We start from the raw sequence: 20,969 nt of genomic DNA on the forward strand, positions 1-20,969 counted from the left end.
CTCAGGAATCTGCCTGTGACCACAGTTTAATCTTCAAATTTTTCATGATTTTTTTCATAGAAATCGATTAAACCAAGAGCTGTTTCAAATGAAATATTTTTAACTTTTGCGCGTCCTTGTGCTAGAGCAATGATAGACATTTCACGCGCATTCGTTTCTTTAGAGATACGGTAGCCTGTGATTTTCTTATCACGAACCCAGCCAACAACTGCTTCTACTTTTTCAAAGTTCGACTTAGCCATGTTCTTCTCCTAAATTATTCTTTACAATACTTAATTGTATACGTTTTTATTTCGTTTGTCAATAAAAAAACATATATTCATCGTAACTATATTATTCTGCATATTTTTATTTAGCTTTTAAAGCCGATAATATATGAGTTCTTATATCCTCAACTCCATTAGGATTTGCTGGCAGGAAGATTGTATTATTACCATCTTTATCTGCAAAATTATTCAACGTATCTAAATACTGGTTCGTTAATAGGATAGACATGATTTGTTCTTCAGTCAGCTCAACATTGGCTCCTTTTAACTCTTGGATAGAATCAGCTAGTCCGTCAACAATTGCTTTACGCTGCTCTGCAATCCCTACACCATGTAGGCGATCTTTTTCTGCTTCTGCTTCTGCTGCGGTCACGATTTTAATCTTATCTGCTTCAGCAAGCTCTTGCGCCGCAACTCTCTTACGTTGAGCCGCGTTAATTTCATTCATTGATTGTTTTACTTCAGCATCAGGTTCAACCTTAGTAATCAGCGTTTTGACAATGATATACCCATACGTAGACATTTCTTCAGCCACTTGTTTTTGAACTTCTAAGGCGATTTCATCCTTCTTCTCAAACAACTCATCTAGGGTTAGCTTTGGTACAGATGAACGCAAAGCATCTTCAATATAGGATTTAATCTGGGCTTCTGGACGCATCAATTTATAATAGGCATCTGTGACATTGTTTTCATTTACTCGATACTGAGTTGCCACATTCATCGTTACAAATACATTATCTTGCGTCTTTGTCTCTACAACAATCTCACTTTGCAACAAGCGTAGTTGAACTCTTGCCGCAATCCTATCAATTCCAAAAGGAGCTCGTAAATGAATACCACTATTGCTCAACTTTTGGTATTTCCCAAAACGTTCTATGATAGCGACAGATTGTTGTCGAACCACATACACAGAACTAACCATGATCACTGATGCAATCACCACTAAAAACAATAAAACAAGTAAAATTTGTAAAAACATGGGAATCTCCCCCTTTCGTCACCCTCATTATAGCACCATCATTACCATTACGCAAATAATATGATAATAATTTTATTTTAGCTTAAACTAGCATATTGTACAACGTTTCGTTGCCATTCAAATTAATATAAGATGGGTCAAATTTTTCCATCCGATGAATCAATCCAGCATAATCATGTTTATTGGCAAGGGCTACCCCAATCAAGACAGGGCCTGTCCCCTTGCTTGCTCGTTTGATATATTCAAAACGAGTGATGTCATCATTTGGCCCCAAAATGTCATTTACAAACTCTCGTAGAGCTCCTGGACGTTGTGGGAAATTCACTACAAAGTAATGCTTGATTCCATCGTAAATCAAGGCACGTTCTTCCATCTCTGGCATGCGGTTGATATCGTTATTTCCTCCAGAAATGATACAACAAATCGTCTTGCCTTTGATATAGTCTGATAAAACTTCCAAGGCTGCAACGCTGGCAGCTCCGGCTGGTTCCGCTACAATACCTTGTTTGGAATAAAGATCAATCAAGGTTTCAGAAATCAATCCCTCGTCCACCCCAATCAGCGTTTCAACATTCTTACGGGTCGCTTCATAGGTTAATTGTCCAACCTTCTGCACAGCTATCCCATCAGCAAACTTATCAATTTCTTTGAGTTTAACTGGTCCCCCAGCTTCAAAGGCAGCTTTCATAGAGCGAGCTCCATTGGCTTCTACTCCAATCACTTCGATAGTCGGGTTGGTTTCCTTAATATAAGTAGAAACACCGGCAATCAATCCACCACCACCTACTGGTACAAGTACTGTATCAAAATCAATAGACTCTTTACGGGCTTCTTCAAGAATCTCATAGGCTACAGTCCCTTGACCAGCCTGAACATGCGCATCATCAAAAGGATCGATGAAGGTCCGGTTTTCTGTTAATGTAAATTCTTGCGCTGCCTTAGCAGAAGCATCAAAGGTATCCCCAACCAACTTGATTGTCACGAACTCTCCACCGAAAAAGCGAACTTGCCCAATCTTTTGTTGCGGTGTTGTGATGGGCATAAAGATCGTTGCAGGAATCTTCATCTCATTACAAGTATAGGCGACACCTTGGGCATGATTTCCCGCAGAGGCACAGACTACACCACGCTCGCGTTCTTCTTTTGATAGTTGAGAAATGGCATAATAGGCTCCACGAATTTTAAAAGAGCGAACTCGTTGCGCATTCTCCTTTTTGAGATAAATCTTTGCTTGGTATTTTTCTGATAAATAATGATCATATTCTAGTGGTGTATCAACTACTACACCACTCAAAACTTTGTGGGCTTTCACCACATCTTTTGCACTTAGCATTGTCTCCTCCTCAAATACTGTTCAAGATAAAAAACGAGTTAGGTACCCCCAACTCGCCTTCTGTCTCTCTTTACAAGAATTAATTGTAGATTTTGAATGCGTCGTCGTCGTTTTTACCAACGAAAGGCATTGCTTTACGCAATTCTGCACCAACTTTTTCGATTTCAAGGTTAGCTGCTTGTTCACGGTAAGCAGTTAATTTTGGACGACCAGCCTTGTAGTCATTCACAAAGTCATTTGCAAATTTACCATTTTGGATATCTGCCAAAACAGCTTTCATGTTTTCTTTCACTTGCTCAGTAATCACACGTGGACCTGATACATAGTCACCGTATTCAGCAGTGTTTGAAATAGATTGACGCATTTTCTTGAATCCACCTTCATAGATCAAGTCAACGATCAATTTCATTTCATGAAGAACTTCAAAGTAAGCCAATTCTGGGGCATAGCCTGCTTCTGTCAAGACTTCAAAACCTGCTTCGATAAGGGCAGTCAAACCACCACAAAGTACGGCTTGTTCACCAAACAAATCTTCTTCAGTTTCTTCTTTGTAAGTTGTTTCAAGCAAACCAACACGAGCAGCCCCAACACCTTTACACCAGTCCATAGCAATGTTTTTCGCATTTCCAGTTGCATCTTGGTAAACTGCGTAAAGAGCTGGCACACCAAATCCTTCTTCATAAGTACGACGTACCAAGTGTCCTGGTCCTTTAGGAGCACACATGAAGACATCTACATCTGCAGGAACTTTGATAAATTCAAAGTGGATATTGAAACCATGGGCAAATCCAACTGCATTTCCAGCTTCCAAGTTTGGAGCGATTTCTGCTTCGTACAATTCTTGTTGGATTTCGTCTGGTGCCAAGATCATGATAACGTCAGCCAATTTAGTTGCTTCTGCTACTGTGTAAGTGTCAAATCCGTCTTCTTTTGCTTTGTCAAAAGATTTACCTGGACGCACACCGATGATGACATCACGACCTGAATCACGCAAGTTTTGCGCATGCGCATGTCCTTGTGAACCATAACCGATTACGGCGATTTTTTTACCGTCAAGCGCTGCTACTTTAACATCTTTTTCGTATTCCATTTGAACTGCCATAGTTTTTCTCTCTTTTCTATTTTTATTGCCTTATAGGCTGGTTTAACAAATTTATGCTGGATTTTATACTAAGAGTATTAGTCGCGGGTAAATCCAGTTGCACCCGTACGAGCGATATTTTTAATACCATATGGTCGAATCACTCGTAATAAAGCTTCACTCTTCTCAGCATTTCCCGTCATCTGGATGGTGATTGAGCTTGGAGCCACATCTACTACCGTTGCACGGAAAGGTTGGATAATGGCCAAGATTTCTGCACGCTTCTCAGCAGGAGCAGATACTTTTACCAAGATCACTTCTCTTTCCAAGTGTGGTTTATCTGTGATATCACGAATGCGAATTACATCAATCTGACGATTGAGTTGTTTAATGATTTGCTCTACTTCATCATGTGAAGCTACATCAATAATGATGGTGATGCGAGATACATTGGGATTCTCTGTCGCACCAACTGAGATACTCTCAATATTGACTTGACGACGAGAAAGGACACCTGTAAAACGATTCAAAACTCCTGAACGGTTTTGCAATCTAGCTGTTAACATTCTACGCATGGAACTTCACCCCCAACATCTCATGATTGCTCTTACCAGCTGGTACCATCGGTAAGACCTGTTCCTTACGAGAAATATCCACCTCGATAAACATGGGCACATCCTCCAGAATGACTTCTAGATCCTTCTCTATCGTCTCTGGATTATCAAATTTATAGTTTTTGATGCCATAAGCCTGTGCCATCAGCTGGAAGTCAGGAAGTGTATCAAAGACTGACTCGGAAGTTCTACCCTCATAGAAGGATTCCTGCCACTGACGAACCATTCCTAGTGAGTGGTTATTCAACATGACAACCTTAATCGGCACCTTGTAGATGTTTAGAATCGCTAGCTCTTGGTTGGTCATTTGGAAACCACCATCACCGACAAAAAGGATGACTTCTTTTTCTGGATTGGCAATCTTGGCTCCAATAGCTGCAGGAACTCCGAATCCCATGGTACCCAAACCACCTGAAGTGACTAACTGACGCTCATTTTGGTAAGGATAATACTGAGCTGTCCACATTTGGTGTTGCCCTACATCTGTGACAACAATGGCATCTCCATTCGTCAACTCACCGATGCGTTCAATAACGGCCTGAGGTTGAACCACACGTTCTTTCTTATCATAAGAACGAACGCGGTTCTTGTCCTTGGTAACTTTGTCAATCCACTTTTCAGTATTGTTATGGACAGTTGGTTCTGCTAGGAGCATCTGCAAGGCTTTCTTAGCGTCCCCAACCACTGGAATATCTGCACTGATAATCTTACCAATCTCAGCTGGATCTATATCGATATGGGCAACCTTAGCATTCTTCGCGAAGGTCTTAGGGTTCCCAGTCAAGCGGTCATCGAAACGGCAACCAATACTAATCATAAAGTCCGCTTCCGTCATTGCAATATTGGCTGCGAAAGAACCGTGCATGCCTCCCATCCCTAGGAAGAGCGGATGACTCGTTGCAATGGTTCCTTGCCCCAAAAGACTAGTGACTACTGGAATTTGGTAACGTTCAGCAAATTCATTAAGCTCCTTAGAAGCTTCTGCATAGCTAATACCGCCCCCTGCTAACAAAACAGGTTTCTTGGCTTTTGACAATTGCTTCAAGATTTTCTTGATTTGCATGTCATTTGGATCAAGTGTCGGTTGGTAACTTGGTAAATTCACCTCCGGCGAATAGATGAAATCTGTCTCTAGGGCTGATACATCCTTTGGCAAGTCAATCACAACTGGACCTGGACGACCTGTCGTTGCGATATGGACAGCTTCCGTAATAATACGAGGAATATCTGCTGTCTCACGAACTTGGTAATTGTACTTGGTAATGGGCATGGTAATCCCCACAATGTCTGCCTCCTGAAAGGCATCCTTTCCTATCCCAGCTCGCGCAACCTGACCTGTAAAGACCAAAAGGGGAACGCTATCGCTCATGGCATCTGCAATCCCTGTAATGGCATTTGTTGCTCCCGGGCCACTCGTGACGACGGCAACGCCCAACTTTCCAGTTGATTTGGCATATCCTTCAGCTTCGTGCAAACAGCCTTGCTCATGGCGTCCCAAGATGTGGCGAATACCTTTAAAATTATATATCGCATCATACAAAGGTAAGACCGCACCACCAGGATAACCAAAAATAGTATCAATCCCTAAGTCCCGAAGTGTTTCCAAAACTAGGTCCGACCCCGTCTTAGGAGATTCTAAACTGATTTTCTCCATTATTCCCCTTTCTCTTCTCTTAAAAAAATAGCTTGTTACTATCATACCATTTTTTCAAAAATTTTCAAGACAAAAGAGTCAATTTTCTGAATTTTCTATCTAAAAGTGTATTTATGAATCTTTTCCTCATTTTTATTAAGTTATCTACGGAATTAGGAACCTTTATTTACTTTAATTTATCAAATTAGATTATTTTCTTTCTGGATAGAATTAGTATTTTTCTCACTTAGCGATCAAATTCGTATACTATATTCAGCAAAAATGAATAGTTAAAGACAAAAAGGAAGCCACTAAGTGACTTCCTTCTAGAGTGAGGACTGATTAGTCTTCACCTTTGTTTTTCTTAATGATTTCTTCTTGTACTGACTTAGGTACATCTTCGTAGTGGTCAAATACCATCATGAAGGTACCACGTCCTTGAGATGCAGAACGAAGAACTGTTGCGTAACCGAACATTTCAGCAAGTGGAACGTAAGCACGAACGATTTGGCTGTTACCGTGTGCTTCCATACCATCTACACGTCCACGACGAGCAGTTACGTGACCCATAACATCACCAAGGTTTTCTTCAGGAACAGTGATGGTTACAAGCATCATTGGCTCAAGGATAGCTGGTTGTGCTGATTTAGCAGCTTCTTTAAGGGCAAGTGAAGCCGCGATCTTGAAGGCAGTTTCAGATGAGTCGACATCGTGGTATGAACCATCGTAAAGCTTAGCTTTAACGTCAACCATTGGGTAACCTGCAAGAACACCGTTAGCCATAGATTCTACCAAACCTTTTTCAACCGCTGGGATAAATTCACGAGGAACCACACCACCGACGATTGCGTTTTCGAATTCGAATCCTTTACCTTCTTCGTTTGGAGTAAATTCAATCCATACATCACCGAATTGACCTTTACCACCAGACTGACGTTTGAAGAATCCACGTGCTTGAGTAGAAGCGCGGAATGTTTCACGATAAGATACTTGAGGAGCACCTACGTTTGCTTCCACTTTGAACTCACGACGCATACGGTCAACAAGGACGTCAAGGTGAAGTTCACCCATACCAGAGATAACTGTTTCACCAGTTTCAACGTTTGTTTCAACGCGGAATGTTGGATCTTCTTCAGCCAATTTTTGAAGAGCGATACCCATCTTGTCTTGGTCTGCTTTAGATTTAGGCTCAACCATCAATTGGATAACTGGTTCTGGAACGTTGATTGACTCAAGGATGATTTTAGCTTTTTCATCTGTCAATGAGTCACCAGTTGTTGTATCTTTCAAACCAACGGCAGCTGCGATATCACCTGAGTAAACAGTGTCAATTTCTTGACGGCTGTTAGCGTGCATTTGAAGGATACGTCCGATACGTTCACGTTTACCTTTAGAAGTGTTCAATACGTAAGAACCTGATTGGAGAACACCTGAGTATACACGGAAGAATGTCAAACGACCTACGAATGGGTCAGTCATGATCTTGAAGGCAAGAGCTGCGAATGGCTCATCATCAGATGCTGGGCGAGTTTCTTCTTCATCTGTATCTGGGTTGATACCTTTGATTGCTGGGATGTCAAGTGGGCTTGGAAGGTAGTCGATAACCGCATCAAGCATCAATTGAACACCCTTGTTCTTGAAGGCAGAACCACACAATACTGGGAAGAATTCAACATTGATAGTTGCTTTACGGATAGCAGCTTTCAATTCTTCGTTAGTGATTTCTTCACCTTCAAGATATTTCATCATCAAGTCTTCATCAGTTTCAGCGACTGCTTCAACCAATTTTTCACGGTATTCTTGAGCTTGGTCAAGGTATTCCGCTGGAATATCTTCTTCAAGGATATCTGTACCAAGGTCGTTAGTATAGATTTCAGCTTTCATCTTGATCAAGTCGATGATACCGCGGAAGTCATCTTCAGCACCGATTGGCAATTGGATTGGGTGTGCGTTTGCTTGAAGACGGTCGTGAAGTGTGCTTACTGAGTAAAGGAAGTCAGCACCGATTTTGTCCATTTTGTTGGCAAATACGATACGTGGAACTCCGTACTCAGTTGCTTGACGCCAAACTGTTTCAGTTTGAGGCTCAACACCTGATTGTGAGTCAAGAACAGTAACCGCACCGTCCAATACACGAAGAGAACGTTGTACTTCGATTGTGAAGTCCACGTGTCCTGGTGTGTCGATGATGTTTACGCGGTGGTTGTTCCATTGAGCTGTTGTCGCAGCAGATGTGATAGTGATACCACGTTCTTGCTCTTGCTCCATCCAGTCCATTTGTGACGCACCTTCGTGAGTTTCACCGATTTTGTGGATTTTACCAGTGTAGTAAAGAATACGCTCAGTAGTTGTTGTTTTACCGGCATCGACGTGAGCCATGATACCGATATTACGAGTTTTTTCAAGTGAAAATTCGCGTGCCATGAGGTTTGTTTCTCCTATTTATTTTAATTTCTATTCTATTATAACACGATTTTAATAAAAACGGATAGGCAGGACCTACCCGTTCTCAATGTTTATCTTGTTTTTGTTGGTTTCAACTTACGAGCTGGTAAGTTGAGTTAAACTCGAGCTAAAAGCTCAAGTTAGCTGATTTGAACTCAATTGAACTCGGGCTAAAAGCTCAAGTTAGCTGATTTGAACTCAATTGAACTCGGGCTAAAAGCTCGGAAAATAGATAAGCTTTCCTAGAATCTTTGATTCTGCGTCAAGCTTCCTAATTTTCAGTCGCTTTTTTAACGCCCTTAGTATCTTATTCTTACCAACGGAAGTGTGCGAAGGCACGGTTAGCTTCAGCCATACGGTGAGTGTCTTCACGTTTCTTAACTGCTGCACCTGTGTTGTTCGCAGCATCCAAGATTTCTTTTGCAAGACGGTCTTGCATTGTGTGTTCACCACGAAGGCGAGCGATGGTTACCAACCAACGAAGTCCAAGTGTTGTACGGCGTTCTGGACGAACTTCAACTGGGACTTGGTAGTTAGATCCACCAACACGACGTGCACGTACTTCAAGTACAGGCATGATGTTTTCCATAGCTGTTTCAAATACTTCAAGTGCATCATTGCCAGTAGCTTCTTTGATTTGCTCAAAAGCACCGTAAACGATTGAAGCAGCTGTACCACGTTTACCATCAAGCATAACGCGGTTGATAAGACGAGTAACTAGTTGTGAATTGTAAAGCGGATCTGGCAATACGTCACGTTTTGGAGCTCTATTTTTACGACTCATTTCTCTTTATCCCCTTTCCTTATGCTTTTGGACGTTTAGTACCGTATTTAGAACGGCCTTGTTTACGATCGTTAACACCTGCAGTATCAAGTGCACCACGGACGATATGGTAACGTACCCCTGGAAGGTCTTTTACACGTCCACCACGAAGAAGCACCACGCTGTGCTCTTGCAAGTTGTGTCCGATACCTGGGATGTAGGCAGTAACTTCGATAAGGTTGCTCAAACGTACACGAGCGAATTTACGAAGGGCAGAGTTAGGTTTTTTAGGTGTCATTGTTCCCACACGAGTTGCAACACCACGTTTTTGTGGTGAAGAAACGTTTGTTTGAACTTTTTTATGACTGTTGTAACCAACGTTCAAAGCTGGTGATTTAGATTTTTCTACTTTTGATTTACGCGGTTTGCGAACCAATTGGTTAATTGTAGGCATCTACATTCTCCTGTGTTTTTTATTTTTGGTGATGATACACTTGGTGACAGCTACCATCTGTGTGTACTTTTGCAACATTTGTCAGCACGTCCCTGTACACTTTTGAGAGACCAAAAGTAAAAAGTACCGTCTATTATTGTAACACAATTTTTCCTTCATTGTCAAGATATTTTTCATTTTTATTCTGATCTTTTAACTCTTTGACACTAGCTTTCACCGCTTTTCTAAACCAGAAAAGGAGGCAATTTGCCTCCTCCTTTCTAGTATGGATTTCCTTCGATTCAAGTTATCATTTCGGAATTGTTTAACCCTTCTTATCAAAGCCAACCAGATTCTTTTGCAATGTTGGCTGCCTCTGTTCGATTACCAGCATCTAGTTTCGAAAGAATATTGGTGACATAGTTTCGGACGGTTCCATTTGATAGATAGAGTTGGTCTGCGATTTCTTGGTTAGACAAGCCCTGAGCGATTCCCTTTAAAACAGCGATTTCTTGCTCTGTTAACGGATTGGGGTGCGTCATCACCACTTCCATCAATTCAGGCGAATATTCCTTACGTCCTTCAAGAACAGTGTGCAAGGTTTGCATGAGGTCTGCAATGCTTCTTTCTTTCAAGACATAAGCATCCACTCCAGCCTTGACCGCACGTTCAAAATAGCCAGGGCGTTTGAAGGTCGTCACCACAACCACCTTTGTTTCTGGCTTTTCTGCTCGTATCCACTCCAAGACTTCGAGGCCTGTCTTAACAGGCATTTCTACGTCAAGAATGGCGATATCTACGGGCTCCTTTTCTAAGAGTTGAATTGCTTCTTGGCCATCCTTGGCTTGTAGGACAGAATCTACATCTGGTTGAAAGGTAAGCAACTGGCACATGGCATCTCGCAACATACTTTGATCTTCTGCAACAAGTAGTTTCATCTTAGTTTCTCTCCTTATAAGGTAACCGAACCTGCACTTCAGTCGGATGTTTCTGACTGATCACCTTTACTTCTCCTGAAAAAGGAAGGACACGGTCTCGAACGGTATGGAGCTCATCTCCTTTTAAAGAAGCAAAGCCACATCCATCATCTCTCACTGTTAGAATGAGTTCTTTCTCAGTTCGTTCTAATTTCAAGTAAGCTTTCGATGCTTTGGCATGTTTGATGATATTGGTCACTAGCTCAAGCAAAATCATGGAGGCCGTTGACTCTAATTCCTGAGTTAGGCTAGCTGTATCTAGTTGGTGATTGATTTCCGTTTCAATTCCTGCAATTTCCAGCATTTTTTTAACAGTCGCAAATTCGGAAGCTAGGGTTCTGGTTTTAAGATTTTCGATAATTGTACGAACTTCATTCATGGATTCTTTACTAATCTGATGAATTTCTTTTAACTCTTTTTCCACTTGAGGATAGGCCTGCATTTGAAGAAGCTGGAGGGCAAGGTCCGTCTTCACACTCAACATGGCAAAGGTATGACCTAGGCTGTCATGAAGATCCTGACCGATACGACTGCGTTCGTTTTCAGCCAAGAAAAGATTGAGCTTGGCATTTTGTTTCATCTTTTCTTCTTTTAGCTCTTCTGTTATCCGAATTCGATAGAGACCAAAGGTCATTGCATCGGAAAAGATAAAGGTCACCAAGAAAAAGAGTAGCTGCCAGGGACTAACTTGATCGACCATATAGATTCCGGTCAGAATAAATGGTTGCAGGACAATAAAACTGACAAAACGCCAAGAGTGAAAAGAAATCTCATCCAGCTCATAAATAAGGAGATTGGATAAATAAAAGATAAACCATGTGAAACCTGAACTTAGCCAAACAGATGTATAAAAAATGTAGACAAGCATGGACCACCATGCTAGCCACTGCACGGTGCGATTCTGACTGATTAAAACCGAATAGAAGGCAAGTACAAATAGTAGGGTCCATAGCAAGGTTAAAAGCGGGTAATCTCCAACGATGACACCCGCTATAGGAAAGATGATAAACACAATTGAAATATGAAACATATAATGAATGTTTTTAAATTTTTCCAACATAGATTTATTTTACCTCAATCCTTTTTTTCAGCTGGATTACCAGTACACCAAAGAAAACTGTATAGCCTAGCACAACCAAGGCAGAAAGAATATTAAATTCATGGTGTTCCAAATAAGTAGAGACGACCTGCATCAGTTGATAGGTTGGAGTCAGCTTTCCAATAGATTGGAGCCATTCTGGGAAGGAATCCAAGGGGAACCACAGTCCACCTAGAACAGCCAAAGCAATATAGGCAATATTTCCAACAACCGTCATCAGTTGAGCACTGGGTAGCAAGCTCACCAAGACCCCCATGCTGATAAAGACCACGCTTCCGATCAGCAAAATAGCACCAATTACCATCCAGTCAAGCCAAGGCAGAGTCACTCCACGGACAAAATGACCAACTGAAAAGACAACTATAACTGATAACAAGAAAGTTAGCAGAGTGCTGAACAGTTTTGATACATAATATTCTACCATAGATACGGGAGAATGTTGAATCAATTTTTGCCAGTTGTTTGTCTTATCAGACTCGAGTGTGCTTGGGATACTGAAAAAAGCACTTGACATGATACTAAAGAGCGTCATGGCAAAGAGATAGGCTTGAAGAGCGATTTCTGGAATGTCTGATCCTGACATCATACCAGAGAAAATAAGGTAAAATACACTTGGAAGTCCGATGGATAGCAAGTAGTAGATGGCTTGCCGTTTCATCAGAATGATTTCTACTTTCATGAGACTTGTCATATTTTTCATCGTCAATCTCCTTTAGTCTTGAGTCGTTTCGAAGATACTGTCTAAGAGAGTTCGATTGCGAACTTCAATTTCTTCGATCATGCAGCCCTGTTCTTGCAAGACTTTCCATACTTTGCTGGCTTCTTTGGTTGTGAAGGAAAGAGCATTTTGCTTGATTTCAAGCCCTTGAATCTGGTCCAAAGTGCTGATAACTTCCTGATAAGTTAGTGGTACCGTAAAATGTTTTTCTTGTTCTTCACCACGCATGGCATAAGGTGTCGTATCACGGATCAATTCACCCTTGTGGAGGACCAAAATGCGGTCAGCCGTATGTTCTACCTCTTCGATATAGTGAGAAGAGTAGACAATGGTGACACCATTTTTCTTTAACTGATTGACAATTTCCCAAAAATGCTGACGTGTCGAGGTATCCATGGCAGCAGTTGGTTCGTCCAAAAATAGAATTTTCGGACGACCTATTAAAGACAACACGAAAGAGAACAAACGTTTTTGCCCACCAGACAACTTGCCCGCTAGCTGATTTTTCTGCTTGTCCGAAAATCTCAGCAAGTCATCAATTTCTTGATTGGAGAGACTGTTTGGATAGATTGATTGAAAGAAGGATAAGAGTTCTTTCACTTTCAAGTCTTGAACCACCGTATTTTCTTGAGGTAAGATAGAAATAAGCTGCTTTAATCGAGGATCTGTTGGTGCAAAGCCTTGAATGGCTATCTGACCTGAGCTCATGAACTTGTCTCCCAAGAGGCAATCAATCAAGGTTGTCTTCCCTGCTCCGTTAGGCCCGATCAAGGCGACACATTCACCATCGTTGATTTCAAAAGAGATGTTCCGCAATATCTCCTTGTCTTTTATTTTCTTACTCAATTTCTCAACTTTAATCACAGTCATGAGATTCTCCTTTCAACCACTTCATTCCCATAGGGAAAACAACGAAAATCATAAATCCAAAACCCCAAGCACCACGAATAAATTGGCGAAGCAAGGTTTGGTCAAACCAACCAGTAAACATTTCCACTAACCATACCAAGAGTGACAGGCCGATAAAGAAATAGATGATTGCTTTTTTCATTCCTCAAACTCCTTTTTCACATCTCTGACTAATTTCAAACCTTCTCTGACAAGCCAAGACATCATTCCAAAGCCAGCAAAGAGCTCCCAAGGAAAATGATAGAAACCCTCGTCCAATCCTGAAAACATGAGATAGGTCATAACTCCTGCTGCTACTAAACTCACTGCGACAATCATTTTATTTTTCATTTCTTCTTCCTCCATTTCATACTTCAATTATAGACTTTTGAAGTTGGCGGAGCTAGATGCTTCTGTCACTAGGAAATATGACAAATGTCATAAAAAAGAACCGATTTCTCGGTTCTTAAAAATGATTAGTCTGATTCATCGTTTCGTTTCTTTTTACCTAGTAATCCAAATGTCATGGCACCTGCTAGGGCTGTCAGAATTCCTAGATTTTTCAAACCATCTTCTTGAGTTCCAGTATTTGGAAGTTGATGTTTTTCTACAGAGATGTTTTGCGTCAATTGATCTGGTTTCGAATCAGGTACTGAAAGTTCTTTTTTATCAGACGGCTTCACTTGCTCTGGAAGTTCTACTACTGTTGGAGTATAGAATCCTGAAATGATATTTCCATTGCGATCTTTACGGATCACTTTCACACCTTTGGCTTGTCCTACAAAGTCTGCCTCAGGGGTAAAGGTGACGGTGCCATCTGGTGAGATTACATAAGTTCCTTCACCTGGAACGACTTTTTCAGTTGTTCCATCTTCAAAGGTTGGTGGAACTGTCAGCTCGACATCACCTGTAAAGTTTGGTTTACCAGTCTGAGTTTGACCTTTAAGACCTTCGGATGTCGCATCACTCACTTGTGTTTGGCCATGGACAGTTGGTGTGTAATGAGCAATAACTACATTTCCATACATATCCAGACGTTTCACAACCAATCCTTTAGCTGTACCAACAAAGTCTGGTTCTGGAGTAAAGGTAATCTTACCATCTTTATCAATTGTATAACTTCCTTCACCCGGAACAACCATAGTCGTGCTACCATCCTCAAATGTTGGTGGTACAGTCGGATCGATATGCCCTTCAAACACTGATGTTGCCACTTGTGGTTGGCCTTTTGCTCCTGTAGAAGCCGTATCATGACCAGTAGATGGATCCACAACTGTTGGGCGATAGCTTGCAGTAACTGGAGTACCATTCTTATCCTTGCGGACAATCGTTACGCCTGTTCCTTTTCCTACAAAATTAGCTTCTGGAGTGAAGGTGACGATGCCATCTGGTGAGATTGCATAAGTCCCTTCACCTGGAATCACTTTTTCAGTTGATCCATCTTCAAATGTCGCCGCCACAGTTTCATCGATTGGAACAAGCGGATTACCACCTTCAAATGTTGGCGTACCTGTTTGAACAAGACCCTTAATATTAACTGAAGAAGTATCTTTACCAGTTGGAGTCACCTTAGTAAACTCTGGACTGTAGGTCGCAGTAACTGGAGTGCCATTCTTATCCACACGTTTCACTGTAACTGGATCTGGGTTTCCAACAAACTGCTTGTCTGGAGTGAAGGTCACTGTACCGTCTGGTGCAATCGTGTAAGTTCCTTGACCTGGAATAGATTTCCCTTTGCTTCCATCTTCGAAGGTTGGCTCTACTGTTTCATCGATTGGAACCAGTGGATCACCACCTTGGAAAGTTGGGGTGCCTGTTTGAGGGACACCTTGAGGACCTGTGCTCGTTGCGTTAGTGCTGGTTGGAACTACTTCTTTCACAACCGCTTGGTACTTGACAGTAACAGGAGTTCCGTTGGCATCCACACGAGTCAATTCAAGCTCTGGTGTTTCACCCTTGAACTGTTTATCAGGAGTGAAGGTCACCTTACCGTCTGCATCCACTTCGAATTTACCAACATTTGGTACTTCTTTCACAGTTGTACCATTGTCAAATAGTGGAGTTGAATCAGCTGGGAATGGAACTGAGTCATGACCTGGAGTGAAGGTCACTTTACCTTCTTGGACCTGACCTTGCAGACCCTCTGTCTTATCACCTGAACCAGTCGGAGTTACCTTAGTAAACTCTGGGCTGTATGTCGCAGTAACTGGGGTGCCATTCTTATCTACACGTTTGACTGTAACTGGATCTGGGTTTCCAACAAACTGCTTGTCTGGTGTGAAGGTTACAGTTCCGTCTGGTGCAATCGTGTAAGTTCCTTGGCCTGGAATAGATTTCTCTTTGCTTCCATCTTCGAAGGTTGGCTCTACTGTTTCATCAATTGGAACCAGTGGATCGCCACCTTGGAAAGTTGGAGTACCAGTTTGTGGGACACCTTGAGGACCTGTGCTCGTTGCGTTAGTGCTGGTTGGAACTACTTCTTTCACCACCGCTTGGTACTTGACAGTAACAGGAGTTCCGTTGGCATCCACACGAGTCAATTCAAGTTCTGGTGTTTCACCCTTGAACTGTTTATCAGGAGTGAAGGTCACCTTACCGTCTGCGTCCACTTCGAACTTACCAACATTTGGCACTTCTTTAACAGTTGTACCATTGTCAAATAGTGGAGTTGAATCAGCTGGGAATGGAACTGAGTCATAGCCTGGAGTGAAGGTCACTTTACCTTCTTGGACCTGACCTTGCAGACCCTCTGTCTTATCACCTGAACCAGTCGGAGTTACCTTAGTAAACTCTGGGCTGTAAGTCGCAGTAACTGGAGTGCCATTCTTATCCACACGTTTCACTGTAACTGGATCTGGGTTTCCAACAAACTGCTTGTCTGGAGTGAAGGTTACAGTTCCGTCTGGTGCAATCGTGTAAGTTCCTTGGCCTGGAATAGATTTCTCTTTGCTTCCATCTTCGAAGGTTGGCTCTACTGTTTCATCGATTGGAACCAATGGATCGCCACCTTGGAAGCTTGGAGTGCCCGTTTGTGGAACACCCTGAGGACCTGTGCTCGTTGCATTAGTGCTAGTTGGGGTTACCTTAGTCACTGTTGGGGTATAAGTCGCAGTGACTTCTGTTCCATTCTTATCCACACGTTTCACTGTAACTGGATCTGGGTTTCCAACAAACTGCTTGTCTGGAGTGAAGGTCACTGTACCGTCTGGTGCAATCGTGTAAGTTCCTTGACCTGGAATAGATTTCCCTTTGCTTCCATCTTCGAAGGTTGGCTCTACTGTTTCATCGATTGGAACCAGTGGATCACCACCTTGGAAAGTTGGGGTGCCTGTTTGAGGGACACCTTGAGGACCTGTGCTCGTTGCGTTAGTGCTGGTTGGAACTACTTCTTTCACAACCGCTTGGTACTTGACAGTAACAGGAGTTCCGTTGGCATCCACACGAGTCAATTCAAGCTCTGGTGTTTCACCCTTGAACTGTTTATCAGGAGTGAAGGTCACCTTACCGTCTGCATCCACTTCGAATTTACCAACATTTGGTACTTCTTTCACAGTTGTACCATTGTCAAATAGTGGAGTTGAATCAGCTGGGAATGGAACTGAGTCATGACCTGGAGTGAAGGTCACTTTACCTTCTTGGACCTGACCTTGAAGTCCTTCTGTCTTATCACCTGTACCAGTTGGCGTTACTTTCTCAACAACTGGGGTATAGGTCGTTACAGCCGACTCTCCATTTTTATCCACCACTCCAACTCGAACTGGAGTTGCCGGACCATAGAAGGTTTTCAGTGGAGTAAAGACAATTGTTTTATTTACAAGATCTAAATCGTACGTCCCTTGGTTGGCAATGGTTAGCGAAGTTACCTTTTGTCCATTCTCATCATAAAGAAAGACACTACTTTGGACTAGTTCGACGGATTTCTTTGCTCCATTAATGGTTGTTGTCCCTTTTGTAAAGTGAACCGCACTCTCGCTTGCTCTATCCTCATCAAATTGAATCGTTGCTGCCTGCTTCTGCCCTTGAAAGCCTTTAGATTTCGCTACACTTGCTGAAGGTACAACTGGAAGCGGAACATAATACACCAACCTATCCCAAGAGAATTCTTTTTCCAACTCTTCATCGCTCGGATTTATCGCACTAATCCAATATTGATCAAGAGCCTCATCTCCCGACAATGTATTTGCGTCAATATCTTCACCTGGGTAATAGCCAGGAATTTCAGGCGAAATCACTTGAGACCAAGTTTGGTCTACAGACCAGGCTGAGTAAGTCACACCTGCTGTCGCATCATTTGGGTGGATTTTTGCCAAAACCTGATCGATTCTCTTCGTTCGAGTAAACGAATGGGATTCTACATGTCTGGGAGGAAGAAGCGATAAATCAGGATTTTTTGCTTTTCTGTAATACTCATAATTAATTTCACGAGTTCCACGAACAGTTTCGGTTAGTTCTGTAATCTTGTGTCTAAACTGAAACTTGAATTGTTTTGGACTAGCCGAGTCACCAAAGGTATGATCTATAAAATCGTTACTGATCAGTTCATATCCTGCATCTTCCAATTTCTTAATTCGACGAGCAGGATCATAAGAAATTGGTCCATTAGATTTTCCTACAACTGTGTCTACCTGGCCTAGTTGCACTTCCTTAGACGGATCATTTACATCCACAAAGGTAAAACTTGCAGATGACAGTTTGGTAGACATTTGGATTGAAACATTATTGGACTCAGTGTACTTGGAACTGCCATTTGCCAGAGCCGAAGAAAGATAAGCCGTAGCACCTGGGGCAGTATCTTGCCCGATAACTGCTCCATCGATAGGAAATTGAACCCTACTTCCAGCAGCAACCGGAGCAGTCGAATGCCAACGAACTGCACGAATCTCTGACCAATCCGACACTTGATCTGCTGTGAGCCATTGTGAAGCATTAATTTCTGCAGCAGTACCCGCGATACGACTATATTGAACCTCCCAGCCTGAAGGTGGTGTTAAAGCTTTTGTCAAACTCACTGTAAATTCAGAACCACGATTTCTGGATTCTAGCTGTTTATCGCCTTTCATCGGCAGGGATGATAAAACATAGACATCTGAAACCGCCTGTTTCGCTGCGTTTTTATAGGTCACTCTGAAATCAATCTCATCACCAGGATAGTGCTCTTGGGTATTATAGGCAAAGTGTTGATCTGTAGCTCTCTTCACTTCAGAGTAGACACCACTCGCTTCAGAAGCCTGTACGATCACATCGAAGTCATAAGAAACCGAATTTTTCGAGGTAACTGTAATGCCGTCGAGCTCCCCTAAGTCGTAACCATTCTGAGCTTGAACGTCAGGAAGTTCCTCGTCCCAAAAAGCAATCGCTTTATAGGTGTAGGTCCCATTTGGAATCGTCTTGTTTTCTAACTTCAAAAGTGTTGCAGGCATAGGGGAGTCTGGAGTCCCCTTTACTTGGGCATAGTAGAGAGTTTTCCCAGTATCTTTGTAATTATAATAGACCTTAAAATTAGGATTTCCACTAAAGTTTAATTGTGGATCAGCCAAATAAGCCAGATGGTAAACTCCCGTCAAGTTTGCGAAGTTCTGAGTAGGAGTTTCTTTACCCGCAGTCCTTGTGATAAAATCTTCCTTAAAACCAGAAGCATCTGTGTGTCGATTGAAGACATCTGTCCGACGGCGTCCAATCATCGAAATTTGCTGGCTAACGCGTGTTAATTCGGCTGAGGCCGTTTGAGATAAGGAAACAGTGTTACGAGTATTCTTAAAAGTGGAATCCGTTCTAGAATCCAACTTACTAATCGTCGAGTCTTTATAGAGACTTTCCCAATTATTAAAACGTGTTTTGGTTTGGAAAACAAACATTGATGTATCATTTGTTGAGGACTTCCTCATCTTGATGTTTTTAAACTTGTACTCCAGTTCCTTCACATCTTGCTCTTCCGTCAGTCGTAGACTACGAGTGCTACTGTTAAAAGTGCCTAATAACTCACCTGTAGCTTTATTGTATACTTCTACAGATGCATCCGGTGAAGAGAAAAATTCATTCCAATAACGATCCTCAATCGCATTGACTTCTCGATAAGACTCTCGTGAATCCTGTATTTTATGGGTGACCGTGTAGTCATTGATAGGATAATCTTTTTCAACCTCAGCAACTGATGAAAGTCGAACATAAGAACGGTATTCTGTTTCACCATAAGAACGAATCATCTCCGAGTCAGACTGATTATAGTGTCTAAATTCAAAGAGAGAAGACTCTGGCTGATCTGTTTTTTGAACAAAGAGAGTATAGGGAAGAACGGCCGTATTTTGATAGCTAGTCCCATCTGCTTTCGTATAGATACCCGTCACGGTTAGGTTTTGCGCTTTTCTATTGATATCTGCTACTTTGGCATTCTTTAACTTGAAAGAAATTGGAATGAGCTTATTTTTATTGTTATTAATATCTTGAAGCGGATTGTTAGCTCTGTTAATCGTCAGATGGTAACCCGTCGCATCGGCAGTCCATCCTAGAGCTTTAGCTTCATCTGTCAATTCATAACCTTCTTTTAACTCTATATTATAGGTATAAGATGTGACAGGATCAATGATATTCCCCCCGACATCACTAATCCCCATACCATTGATCATACGACCATCAAAGACACCATTTCCATAGTTGAAGTAATCATTTCTTGCCGTATTATTCTTAGGATCTTTCGCACCGTTAAATAGATAGTAGGACACGACCGATGAATCATCGTCGACAATACCATCGTTATTTCGATCGTAGCCAATGACCTGATTGCCAGACATTGGAGTCAGACCCCCTACACCGTTTTCTAAGACTTTCCACGTGTGTTCAATGCTTCCAAGTTCTTTGAGGACATTGTCATTTTTGTCATAGAGCTTAGCAGTTGCGGTCACTTTATGGTCCGGCCCAATTGCTTGGACAGCACCTCCCCAGTTATGCGTCAGAGGATCTATCTGAAAAGTATAGACGAAGTTATAGTTTGCTCCACCTCTCAGATTTGCAGGTTCTATCTTTAAATCAAGGTCTCCATTTATTTTTTCTTGGCTGAACTTTACACCACCGACTGGAGAAGGGGTCAATTTAATAGCCTTCCCATTTTGGAAATGAATTTTGATATACCCACCAGAATAGTCTGCTTCGTGTCCAGTAATACTAAAAGTCATGGACTCACGAACACTATCTACCGCATGGATATCCTTGATTGGCGAATGAGTTTTAAATTCTGCATTGACTTCATCTAGCGATCTCTTGCGCCTAGAAGAAGTTTTCCCGCTAGAGCCACTTTCTTCCTTGCTTTTCTGCTCAGTTTGAGTTGATTCTAGAGATTGCTTTTTCTCCTCATCTAAAGAAGGCTGACTCGCTTCCTTCGTATTGTCAACTTGAGAAACTGGTTGGCTCTGAGAGACTGGTGCAGATACTTCTGTTTTGGACGGTTCAGCTTTATCCTCCAGCTCCTTAACCGCTTCGTTCTGTGTTACCACTTTTTGAGGCTCAGAAATGACTTCCTGCCCATTCTCAGCACTTTTTTCCTTCTGTTGAATTTCCGCCTGCGTTTGTTGTTCCTTATTGTTGACTTGAGCTTCATCCGCTTGCACTGGAGAAGTAGCCATGACCATAAAGGTTCCTAGCAATACCGAACAGGTCCCAACACTTAACTTTCTAATTGAAAAGCGGGAAAAAGATTGATTAAAAATTTTTTTCTTCATCATTTCTCCTTTATATTCATACTTAATC

The 20,969-nt window shown here is 41.9% G+C and carries 16 protein-coding genes; all 16 read right to left on the reverse strand.

Features of this window, described 5'->3' with window-relative positions; genetic code table 11:
• Positions 1-26: 26 nt before the first annotated feature.
• The 16 genes from CO686_RS07785 to CO686_RS07865 all read right to left on the reverse strand — a co-directional run bounded on the left by CO686_RS07785 (position 27) and on the right by CO686_RS07865 (position 20,944).
• The gene (locus CO686_RS07785) at positions 27-242 is read right to left on the reverse strand and encodes a capsule biosynthesis transcriptional regulator (RefSeq protein ID WP_001130031.1); all 216 of its coding nucleotides are present in this window, start codon (positions 240-242) and stop codon (positions 27-29) included.
• A 106-nt stretch (positions 243-348) separates the two neighbouring features.
• The gene (locus tag CO686_RS07790) at positions 349-1,245 is read right to left on the reverse strand and encodes an SPFH domain-containing protein (RefSeq protein ID WP_049500151.1); all 897 of its coding nucleotides are present in this window, start codon (positions 1,243-1,245) and stop codon (positions 349-351) included.
• Positions 1,246-1,327: 82 nt separating this feature from the next.
• Entirely contained in the window at positions 1,328-2,578 is a 1,251-nt protein-coding gene (ilvA, locus tag CO686_RS07795; RefSeq protein WP_000947300.1) for a threonine ammonia-lyase IlvA, read from the reverse strand.
• 79 nt (positions 2,579-2,657) lie between these two features.
• Positions 2,658-3,680, reverse strand: coding sequence for a ketol-acid reductoisomerase (gene ilvC, locus CO686_RS07800; RefSeq protein ID WP_000290683.1), 1,023 nt, complete (start codon positions 3,678-3,680; stop codon positions 2,658-2,660).
• A gap of 77 nt (positions 3,681-3,757) precedes the next feature.
• The gene (ilvN, locus tag CO686_RS07805; RefSeq protein WP_001253813.1) at positions 3,758-4,234 is read right to left on the reverse strand and encodes an acetolactate synthase small subunit; all 477 of its coding nucleotides are present in this window, start codon (positions 4,232-4,234) and stop codon (positions 3,758-3,760) included.
• Positions 4,227-5,927, reverse strand: coding sequence for an acetolactate synthase large subunit (locus tag CO686_RS07810; protein ID WP_049500149.1), 1,701 nt, complete (start codon positions 5,925-5,927; stop codon positions 4,227-4,229). Before CO686_RS07810 ends, ilvN begins: the two co-directional genes overlap by 8 nt.
• A 321-nt stretch (positions 5,928-6,248) precedes the next feature.
• Positions 6,249-8,330 carry an elongation factor G gene (gene fusA, locus CO686_RS07815; protein ID WP_000090335.1) on the reverse strand — a complete coding sequence of 694 codons (2,082 nt, stop codon included), beginning with the start codon at positions 8,328-8,330 and terminating at the stop codon, positions 6,249-6,251.
• Positions 8,331-8,664: 334 nt separating this feature from the next.
• Positions 8,665-9,135, reverse strand: a complete 471-nt coding sequence (gene rpsG, locus CO686_RS07820; protein ID WP_000087873.1) for a 30S ribosomal protein S7 — start codon at positions 9,133-9,135, stop codon at positions 8,665-8,667.
• A gap of 19 nt (positions 9,136-9,154) precedes the next feature.
• The gene (gene rpsL, locus CO686_RS07825) at positions 9,155-9,568 is read right to left on the reverse strand and encodes a 30S ribosomal protein S12 (protein WP_001142332.1); all 414 of its coding nucleotides are present in this window, start codon (positions 9,566-9,568) and stop codon (positions 9,155-9,157) included.
• A gap of 317 nt (positions 9,569-9,885) precedes the next feature.
• On the reverse strand, positions 9,886-10,485 hold the full coding sequence (locus CO686_RS07835; protein ID WP_049501537.1) for a response regulator transcription factor: 600 nt from the start codon (positions 10,483-10,485) through the stop codon (positions 9,886-9,888).
• Position 10,486: 1 nt separating this feature from the next.
• Positions 10,487-11,584, reverse strand: a complete 1,098-nt coding sequence (locus CO686_RS07840; RefSeq protein WP_049550491.1) for a sensor histidine kinase — start codon at positions 11,582-11,584, stop codon at positions 10,487-10,489.
• A gap of 4 nt (positions 11,585-11,588) precedes the next feature.
• Positions 11,589-12,323 carry an ABC transporter permease gene (locus tag CO686_RS07845; protein ID WP_049501535.1) on the reverse strand — a complete coding sequence of 245 codons (735 nt, stop codon included), beginning with the start codon at positions 12,321-12,323 and terminating at the stop codon, positions 11,589-11,591.
• A 12-nt stretch (positions 12,324-12,335) separates the two neighbouring features.
• Entirely contained in the window at positions 12,336-13,211 is an 876-nt protein-coding gene (locus CO686_RS07850) for an ABC transporter ATP-binding protein (RefSeq protein ID WP_049501534.1), read from the reverse strand.
• A complete protein-coding gene (locus CO686_RS07855; protein ID WP_000709165.1) occupies positions 13,198-13,392 on the reverse strand; it encodes a hypothetical protein in 195 nt (64 codons plus the stop codon). Before CO686_RS07855 ends, CO686_RS07850 begins: the two co-directional genes overlap by 14 nt.
• Positions 13,389-13,595 carry a hypothetical protein gene (locus tag CO686_RS07860; protein ID WP_000390701.1) on the reverse strand — a complete coding sequence of 69 codons (207 nt, stop codon included), beginning with the start codon at positions 13,593-13,595 and terminating at the stop codon, positions 13,389-13,391. Before CO686_RS07860 ends, CO686_RS07855 begins: the two co-directional genes overlap by 4 nt.
• Positions 13,596-13,705: 110 nt before the next feature.
• Positions 13,706-20,944 (reverse strand): YSIRK-type signal peptide-containing protein, encoded by a 7,239-nt coding sequence (locus CO686_RS07865; protein ID WP_096753701.1) that lies wholly within the window; start codon positions 20,942-20,944, stop codon positions 13,706-13,708.
• Positions 20,945-20,969: the final 25 nt, after the last annotated feature.

The organism is Streptococcus oralis (assembly GCF_002386345.1).
GTDB classification, from domain to species: Bacteria; Bacillota; Bacilli; order Lactobacillales; family Streptococcaceae; genus Streptococcus; species Streptococcus oralis_S.

Excerpts from the sequence above, each read along its gene's own strand:
- CO686_RS07860 (WP_000390701.1), bottom strand. The coding sequence starts at position 13,595 with ATGGAGGAAGAAGAAATGAAAAATAAAATGATTGTCGCAGTGAGTTTA.
- CO686_RS07810 (WP_049500149.1), bottom strand. The coding sequence starts at position 5,927 with ATGGAGAAAATCAGTTTAGAATCTCCTAAGACGGGGTCGGACCTAGTT.
- CO686_RS07845 (WP_049501535.1), bottom strand. The coding sequence starts at position 12,323 with ATGAAAAATATGACAAGTCTCATGAAAGTAGAAATCATTCTGATGAAA.
- CO686_RS07840 (WP_049550491.1), bottom strand. The coding sequence starts at position 11,584 with ATGTTGGAAAAATTTAAAAACATTCATTATATGTTTCATATTTCAATT.
- rpsG (WP_000087873.1), bottom strand. The coding sequence starts at position 9,135 with ATGAGTCGTAAAAATAGAGCTCCAAAACGTGACGTATTGCCAGATCCG.
- CO686_RS07850 (WP_049501534.1), bottom strand. The coding sequence starts at position 13,211 with ATGACTGTGATTAAAGTTGAGAAATTGAGTAAGAAAATAAAAGACAAG.
- fusA (WP_000090335.1), bottom strand. The coding sequence starts at position 8,330 with ATGGCACGCGAATTTTCACTTGAAAAAACTCGTAATATCGGTATCATG.
- CO686_RS07865 (WP_096753701.1), bottom strand. The coding sequence starts at position 20,944 with ATGATGAAGAAAAAAATTTTTAATCAATCTTTTTCCCGCTTTTCAATT.
- CO686_RS07855 (WP_000709165.1), bottom strand. The coding sequence starts at position 13,392 with ATGAAAAAAGCAATCATCTATTTCTTTATCGGCCTGTCACTCTTGGTA.
- ilvN (WP_001253813.1), bottom strand. The coding sequence starts at position 4,234 with ATGCGTAGAATGTTAACAGCTAGATTGCAAAACCGTTCAGGAGTTTTG.
- ilvA (WP_000947300.1), bottom strand. The coding sequence starts at position 2,578 with ATGCTAAGTGCAAAAGATGTGGTGAAAGCCCACAAAGTTTTGAGTGGT.
- CO686_RS07835 (WP_049501537.1), bottom strand. The coding sequence starts at position 10,485 with ATGAAACTACTTGTTGCAGAAGATCAAAGTATGTTGCGAGATGCCATG.
- CO686_RS07785 (WP_001130031.1), bottom strand. The coding sequence starts at position 242 with ATGGCTAAGTCGAACTTTGAAAAAGTAGAAGCAGTTGTTGGCTGGGTT.
- rpsL (WP_001142332.1), bottom strand. The coding sequence starts at position 9,568 with ATGCCTACAATTAACCAATTGGTTCGCAAACCGCGTAAATCAAAAGTA.
- ilvC (WP_000290683.1), bottom strand. The coding sequence starts at position 3,680 with ATGGCAGTTCAAATGGAATACGAAAAAGATGTTAAAGTAGCAGCGCTT.
- CO686_RS07790 (WP_049500151.1), bottom strand. The coding sequence starts at position 1,245 with ATGTTTTTACAAATTTTACTTGTTTTATTGTTTTTAGTGGTGATTGCA.